Consider the following 6,252-nt stretch of genomic DNA (forward strand, 5'->3'; position numbering starts at 1 on the left):
CCTCTACATCGGTGATGCTGACCGACGCAGAGGGTGCGCCTGGTTATGGCGTCAACGGTTGTTCACCCGTCACGGCATTTTGTACCGATGCCGAAGCCTGGTTTTCTTCGCGGTATTTTTGCTTGTCCCAGGCCCGGAAAAACGGGTAGTAAATGGCCATTGAAATAAGCAAGTTGACGACTTGAATCACCGTTCCCGATATATGCCCGCCGGTGGCTAAATAGCCGCTAATGAAAATCGGTGTGGTGAATGGCAACGCAATACCGACCGGAGGCGTTACCAACCCGGTTGCCATCGCACTGTAAGTCACGATCACCAAGACGACCGGCGTCAAAATAAACGGCAGGAAGAAGTACGGGTTCATCACCAACGGAATACCGAATACCATGGGTTCGCTGATGTTGAACAGACAACCTGGCGCGGCAATTTTACCCAACTGTTTCATCTGCGCACTACGGCTGCGCACCAGCATAAAGATGACCAGTCCCAATAAGGCCCCTGTTCCGCCGGGGGCGATCCACAGATCGTAAAATTGCTGAGTAATGATGTGTGGGATCGGTTGGTTGTTCTGAAACGCGACCAAATTTTCCGACATGTTTGCCAGCCAAACCGGCTGAATAAATACCAATACAATGGCATCCCCATGCAGTCCCAGCGTCCATAGCAGGCCGATCAGGATGACCGAGAAAATCATCCCCGGCAGTGTTCCGCCCACATGGTGCATCGGAATACCGATCAGCGTAGCAATCATGGTGTTGATATCACCAAACGGCGTGGCTTCGACGATCAGACGCAACAACAAAATTACCGCCAACACACAAAAGCCCGGGATCAGCGCCAAGAAGGATTTAGCCACCGCTGGCGGAACCCCTTCCGGCATATTGATCACCAGATTGCGGTTATGCACAAAACGGTAGATTTCCGTCGATAGCAACGCCACGACAATTGCCACAAACAACCCCTGACTGCCGATAAAATTCATCGGCAACACACCTTTGACGATCTGCTCGGCAGCCCCTTTCACAGGCGCAAACAGCGTGTGCTGGGGAATCGTCATGATGAACGCCACCAACGAAACAGCACCGGTACTCAGCGGGTCCATGCCACGGTATTTTTCCGCCAACCGATAGGCAATACCAAAGCTGGAGATAATTGCCATGATGTCGTAGGTTGCCTTAACCGGGTACAGCAGTTTGTCCCGCCAGGCTGCACCAAACACCTCCCCCATCAGGTTGGCATAACTGGGGATTGGCAAATAGGCGAAGATCAGGAAGAACGACCCAATCAACATAAACGGCATATTGAGAATTATGCCGTCCCGCACCGACAAAATATGTTTTTGCCCTGCGATTTTTAACGCCGTCGGCAATACGTAACGTTCAAGAATGCTATTTAAACCCGCCATCATCCCCCCTGCCCGGCAAAACCGGTTCTGTCGTGATTGTTATTATGGAATTTCGACTTAATTAAACTGCGGTAAATAGGCTTGGTTCAGGCTCAGCACCTCATCGAGCAAGGGTTGCGCAATGCCAACACCACCAATCAATGGATTCACGACCAGCGCCAACAGTGCACTTTGACGATCGCCATGCACTGCGGCCTCAATCGTCAGCCGTTCAAAATCTTTTACCTGCTGAGTCAACCCATTCATTGCCAGTGGCATCGGGCCAAAACTCAGTGGGTGTGCACCCTGCGCATCGATCACGCAGTTAGTTTCAATCACCGCATCGTCCGGCAGTCCCTGAATAGCGCCGTTATTGCGGGTGTTCACCACCAGCACCTTGCCGCTGTTGTTATGAATGGCACGGATCAACTCGACCGCCACCTCTGAATAGAACGCGCCGCCACGGAAGCTCAGTTGCTCTGGTTTCTTATCCAATGCCGGGTCGGCATACAAAGCAAATAGCTCCGCCTCAACTTTCATCACTTGCTCAGCCCGGGTCCCCTGCGCCGCAGCCGCTTCTATCTCTTCCTCCAGCATTCCAGCCGTTTGATAGAAATAGCGATGATATGGGCACGGAATCGCCCCCAGGGCCTGTAAAAAAGCGGGAGGCCACGGCAGGTCTTTGATGTTATTCATCGACAGTGTTTCGCCATTACTCAGCATGTCCAATACGTCAGCGGTGACATCCTTCCCGCTTTGCGTCACCTGGTGTACCCACACCATATGGTTCAACCCGGCAAAACGTAGATCCACCTGATCGTGCGGCGCTTTCAGCATGTCGGCAATCATGTGGTGCATTGTGATTGGCACATTACACACCCCGATGATCTTCGCCTTGCTGTAGCGTGATACCGCTTCGGTGACGATCCCGGCAGGATTGGTGAAGTTGATAATCCAGGCATCTGGTGCGACCGCTTCTACCGTACGTGCGACCTCCAACATCACCGGAATGGTCCGCAGCGCTTTGGCAAAACCACCGACTCCGGTTGTCTCCTGCCCCAGACGTTGATATTTGAGCCCCAGACGTTCATCAGCAGCGCGGGCTGCCAATTGCCCCACACGGAGTTGAGTTAACACGAAGCTGGCACCACGAATGGCCGCTTCCAGCGAAAAATGCACCGAAACGACCACCTGTTCCAGCCCGTTACGCCTGAACATTCTTTTGGTCAGTTCGGCAATGATGCCCACTTTTTCACGACCGGATTCAACATCCACCAGCGCCAGCTCGGTCAATGGCACATCCTGATAATGCGCAATCAATCCTTCGACCAGCTCCGGCGTGTAGCTACTGCCGCCACCAATTACGGTTATTTTAGTCATTGCCTGCCCCTTGAGGTAAACGACGATAAAGCTCGATCATGTCGGTGGCCAGATCCTGGATCAGCATTGCATTCATCAAATGGTCCTGCGCATGCACCAGAATTAAACTGACCGGTATTTTTCCACAGCCTTCGTCCATGCCTATCAGTTCCGTCTGCATGCTATGCGCCCGACCGATGCCAGACTTTGCTTCTTCCAGTTTGGCATCCGCAGCATCAAACTCACCGCGCCGTGCCAGTTGCAGTGCCGAAAGCAGCGAACTGCGTGCACTGCCAGCATGAACCAACAGCTCCATAACGCTCGTTTCCAAATCCATCATTACCTCCCCTGGCCTGATTCCAGGCACAGCAATCCCCGACGGATTAATAAAATAACCCGTTCTAAATCAATCAATAATAGGGTGTGAGGGGCAATGCCCCACAGGGTGTTATCAGCCCAACAGGCCCAGTGCCTTATCCAGCACCTTATCACCACGCATGGTGCCGTAATCCAACATGTCAATAACCGCGACGGTTTTGCCTAATGGGGCAGCCAGTTCCGAAAGCCGCGCATGTTCATATTTCACCTGTGGCCCCAGTAGCACAATGTCCGCCCGTTCAACGATGCGTTCAAAATCCGCTACGGGCACGGCTTCAATTTCGATATCCAAAGCACGTTTCTGTGCCTCGGTTTTCATTTTTTGTACCAGCATGCTGGTAGACATTCCTGCAGCGCAGCATAAGACGATTGTTTGCATTTTTTGGGTGTCCCGATTGTTACTAGCCACCTCGGCTGTGCAAATATAAAACAATGCTGTAACACGCTTGTAAATACCTTAGATCCATAGGATTTGATTATTTTTTTTACTTAATCCTTTAAAAACAAACCATTAAAGAAAAATTATCATGAAAATTTTTTTCAACACTGTGATCAACGATTGAGTTTTATTTGGAGATAGAATTAAAAAATCCGTTTTATTCTTTAAAAACAGCAGGATAAATTATCAACAATTAAACGATGAGAGGAGCATCTCGTTTTCATGCGGGATGAATTGAAAATTATTTTCAGTGCTTTATTCTTCTGTGTATTGCTTTATGCCGTGTGAAAAACAGGCTAGTTTGGAGCACAGATCGCCGATTGGCATAACAGAAGGGACACTGCAGTCATGGATCTCGTTTACCACATTCAGTTTCGCCAAAGCCCGTTCAATCGCCAGGAAGCGAAAATTGCCCGGACCATCCTGGATAATCCCGGATTCACGTCAACGGCAACCATTGAACAGTTGGCCGAACGTGCTGGTGTCAGTACCGAGATCGTCGCTCATTTTGCTCAGTCCCTTGGCTGCCAGGATCTTAACGACTTTATCTCTTTGATGCGTACCCAGCCCGTGCCGGCAAAGGCTGAAGCCGCGGTGGCTCAACCCGTATTGGGCGGCATGGATATCGCTTTCGCATCAGCCGCCGGTATCGGTAAGCTGCCTGGCGTCAGTTCTACAACGCTCAGTCGTTTTGCTAAATCCATTGGTTGTGAAGATATTGGCGACATTGTCTATCAGATCCGCGCACGCCAAAATCAGCTCAGCCAGCAGGAAGCAAAGGTCGCGCAAACCATTTTGGACGATATCGCCTTCGCCTCCTCCGCTACCATTGAGCTACTCGCCAGCCAGGCGGGTGTCAGTCCGGCAACTATCACGCGCTTTGCCAAAACTATTGGTTGTGATGATATTCGCGATTTGCGAATGAAATTGGCCCAGGCCAGCGTCAGCGGTTCACGCTATTTAACCGCGCAAACGGCCCCCAATGGACCACCGCGCCTGTGGCTGCAACGCGTTAATGACATAGAAACCACGTTGCATCAGCAACTGCAGCAGGTAGAGCATGCTGCATTGATCGAAGCCTGCCAACAATTAAGCCAATCCAAAAGTGTGCATATTTTTGGTGTAAATAGCATGGCGCTGTACGTCAATGAATTGCAGCAACGCTTGGTCGGACTTGGCTATCCCGCCTTCGCCTGTCAAGACGCTGCGCTAATGCGGATGACAGCGTCCACACTTAGCACGCAGCAATGCGTAGTTCTGCTATCAATGAGTGGGGAAAACACTGATTTGCTTAACGCCGCGAAGCTGGCCGGCGCTACTGGAGCTTACCGTATAGCCGTGGCCCCAGCAGGCAGTACACTTGCCGAATTGGCCGATAAAGTATTGCCACTCAGTGGCGGTAGCGCTGCACGTTATGGACTGATGTTAACTCTCGACCTGCTGCTGGCGCAGCTACTGCCTGAGAGCCTGAGCTCGCAGACGGAAGATTAAATCTGTATATCTATACCGTTCAGTTCCTCCTCCGGCACGGCCCGCACTATGCGCATAACCTGAGGATTTTCCTAATTAGCCATCTGGATTGCCGTTACCTATTGATAGGAATATTCTTACTACGTTATCGTAAACCTTCCACATAGATATCAACCTAAGTGGAATTTGCAGGACTTTATTTTTTTATATGGCTTCTCTGCCAGCTTCGGCTGGCATTTTAAATTCCACCAGCGGTAAACTTTTATGATCGATTATTCCCTTTACGGACTCAGCGATAAAGATATCGAGACGTACCGTGAGCACATATATCATCTGGTCGGTAAAAGCGTCATTCAGGTGCTTTCTGCGAACACACCTATCAGCAAGCAAAGTATTCTCGCCTATCTGATCAAAGAGATCGAAAAACAACCCGACGACTACTGCCAAAAGCTGCACAGGGCAGCAATCGAAGTCATCGGTGTCACTGGACGCTAAGGAGCAGCATGCGCAAGTCGGATCTATGCACCATCATCTCCATCCTCGTCGTCGTAGCTATGATGTTAGTGGCGAACTGTAGTGCGGATGAGATTCCACTACTGGGGGGGAGTTAAGATCTGATGCTTAAAAAAGCAATATCCGGTTTTACATAACCGGATAGGGTCTTAATGACGTTATGTGGCAGGCTATATGCCAGGCTGACCACATCATAACAGCATGGTGTGTTGGGCAAATGTACACGTTAACCAAACAATGCAGGCAAGGAGTGAATCGTTTTAGATTCGATGTCTTAAGCTCTGATGACTAACGGCATTCACCAGTAATCGAGTTTCTCCCCTGTGGGCAAATGTCAGAATGCTGAGGAATAACACCCAAGATTGATCCCAAAGGCCCTGAGCAACCAGATAGCATTAAAACAACCAGCAAAAATAATCCCCCTCTCATCCGATTCCCCTTATCTTTTGCACTATTTGGTTATATATCACTTATCGCCAGTCGTCCTTAAAAAACGGCTCACTTTCATGTAAGAATCTGCGTCTCAAGGCAATTAACATTATGACTCTTATGCAGATTGCACAAGCTCATCGACCGACGTTGTGAGCCGACGTCAGAAATGCTTATGGAATGACCGATAGCAACCATGATGGTACCTGCATCAAACCGCATTTGCTGGTTTGTCACTGGGCAGTGATACAGGAGAAATGAAGAGATATTATGAAGAGGA

At 50.0% G+C, this 6,252-nt stretch carries 6 protein-coding genes; 2 read left to right on the forward strand and 4 right to left on the reverse strand.

What is annotated here, in order from left to right:
- Nucleotides 1–43: 43 nt before the first annotated feature.
- The 4 genes from celB to SGR01S_RS13985 all read right to left on the reverse strand — a co-directional run bounded on the left by celB (nucleotide 44) and on the right by SGR01S_RS13985 (nucleotide 3,500).
- A complete protein-coding gene (gene celB, locus SGR01S_RS13970; protein WP_037419600.1) occupies nucleotides 44–1,405 on the reverse strand; it encodes a PTS cellobiose transporter subunit IIC in 1,362 nt (453 codons plus the stop codon).
- 57 nt (nucleotides 1,406–1,462) lie between these two features.
- Nucleotides 1,463–2,764, reverse strand: a complete 1,302-nt coding sequence (locus SGR01S_RS13975) for a 6-phospho-beta-glucosidase (RefSeq protein ID WP_061807748.1) — start codon at nucleotides 2,762–2,764, stop codon at nucleotides 1,463–1,465.
- Nucleotides 2,757–3,083 carry a PTS lactose/cellobiose transporter subunit IIA gene (locus SGR01S_RS13980; protein WP_061807749.1) on the reverse strand — a complete coding sequence of 109 codons (327 nt, stop codon included), beginning with the start codon at nucleotides 3,081–3,083 and terminating at the stop codon, nucleotides 2,757–2,759. The genes SGR01S_RS13975 and SGR01S_RS13980 overlap by 8 nt, the downstream gene beginning before the upstream one ends.
- Before the next feature lie 111 nt (nucleotides 3,084–3,194).
- Complete coding sequence (locus tag SGR01S_RS13985) at nucleotides 3,195–3,500, reverse strand: PTS sugar transporter subunit IIB (protein ID WP_037419593.1); 306 nt, start codon at nucleotides 3,498–3,500, stop codon at nucleotides 3,195–3,197.
- Nucleotides 3,501–3,908: 408 nt separating this feature from the next.
- On the opposite strand from SGR01S_RS13985, the gene SGR01S_RS13990 reads away from it, so the two are divergent.
- The gene (locus SGR01S_RS13990) at nucleotides 3,909–5,051 is read left to right on the forward strand and encodes a MurR/RpiR family transcriptional regulator (RefSeq protein ID WP_061807750.1); all 1,143 of its coding nucleotides are present in this window, start codon (nucleotides 3,909–3,911) and stop codon (nucleotides 5,049–5,051) included.
- A 243-nt stretch (nucleotides 5,052–5,294) separates the two neighbouring features.
- Entirely contained in the window at nucleotides 5,295–5,525 is a 231-nt protein-coding gene (locus SGR01S_RS13995) for a hypothetical protein (protein WP_037419586.1), read from the forward strand.
- The last annotated feature ends 727 nt before the right edge of the window (nucleotides 5,526–6,252 follow it).

Origin of the sequence: Serratia grimesii NBRC 13537, assembly GCF_001590905.1 — a bacterium.
Taxonomy (GTDB): domain Bacteria; phylum Pseudomonadota; class Gammaproteobacteria; order Enterobacterales; family Enterobacteriaceae; genus Serratia; species Serratia grimesii.

Coding starts and splice junctions, on each gene's coding strand:
- SGR01S_RS13990 (WP_061807750.1), top strand. CDS start 3,909: ATGGATCTCGTTTACCACATTCAGTTTCGCCAAAGCCCGTTCAATCGC.
- SGR01S_RS13995 (WP_037419586.1), top strand. CDS start 5,295: ATGATCGATTATTCCCTTTACGGACTCAGCGATAAAGATATCGAGACG.
- SGR01S_RS13980 (WP_061807749.1), bottom strand. CDS start 3,083: ATGATGGATTTGGAAACGAGCGTTATGGAGCTGTTGGTTCATGCTGGC.
- SGR01S_RS13985 (WP_037419593.1), bottom strand. CDS start 3,500: ATGCAAACAATCGTCTTATGCTGCGCTGCAGGAATGTCTACCAGCATG.
- SGR01S_RS13975 (WP_061807748.1), bottom strand. CDS start 2,764: ATGACTAAAATAACCGTAATTGGTGGCGGCAGTAGCTACACGCCGGAG.
- celB (WP_037419600.1), bottom strand. CDS start 1,405: ATGGCGGGTTTAAATAGCATTCTTGAACGTTACGTATTGCCGACGGCG.